Origin of the sequence: Myroides sp. LoEW2-1, assembly GCF_009767705.1 — a bacterium.
GTDB classification, from domain to species: domain Bacteria; phylum Bacteroidota; class Bacteroidia; order Flavobacteriales; family Flavobacteriaceae; genus Flavobacterium; species Flavobacterium album_A.
Map to the genome: position 1 here is coordinate 1 of NZ_WSPP01000325.1, position 591 is coordinate 591.

1 protein-coding gene is annotated in these 591 nt (G+C 29.8%); it reads left to right on the forward strand.

Going from position 1 to position 591, the window contains the following annotated elements; all coding sequences use genetic code 11:
* Nucleotides 1-518 (forward strand): hypothetical protein (locus tag GOQ24_RS15380; RefSeq protein ID WP_160340084.1); only part of this gene is annotated, 518 nt, incomplete at its 5' end.
* Between the last annotated feature and the right edge of the window lie 73 nt (nt 519-591).

Genomic DNA, 591 nt, shown 5'->3' on the forward strand with positions numbered 1-591 from the left:
ATACTACTAAAAAACAAGGCGAAGAACTGTCCACTTTCACACTGGAATACACTGTTCACTTTCACACCGGAATAGGCTGTTCACTTTCAGTGGAATATTCATATAGAGAACAACGCAATAATCTATACCCTTATTTAGCTGCAAGTTTGGAGACAGTTGTTAGTGAGTTTTTTGTTAATTTATTTGGAGATAAATCAGAAATTATAGATTGTACTAAGCTTGAAGGAGACGTAAAAAAAATAAGTCTTGTAGCTTGTAGAAAATGTGAAAAAGTAATTACTAAGCCGAATTTAGAGATGCTTTTTATAGATACTATGCCAAAAATGACTGAGATAGAAGGGTTGTCTAAACTAATAGACCTAAAAGACTTAACTATATATAGAACACCAAAATTTAATAACTTTGATGATATTAAAGTATTGAAAAATTTATTGTTTTTGAATTTGGATAATAGCAAAACATTGGTAAATCTAGATTTTTTAACAGAAGGTATGCACCCGAGCAAGTACATCTTGTGAGATATAATTATTCTTCTACAACGTTTGAGTTTAATGTTTTATAGTTATGAGGATATAAATCTGTAATGTTCTT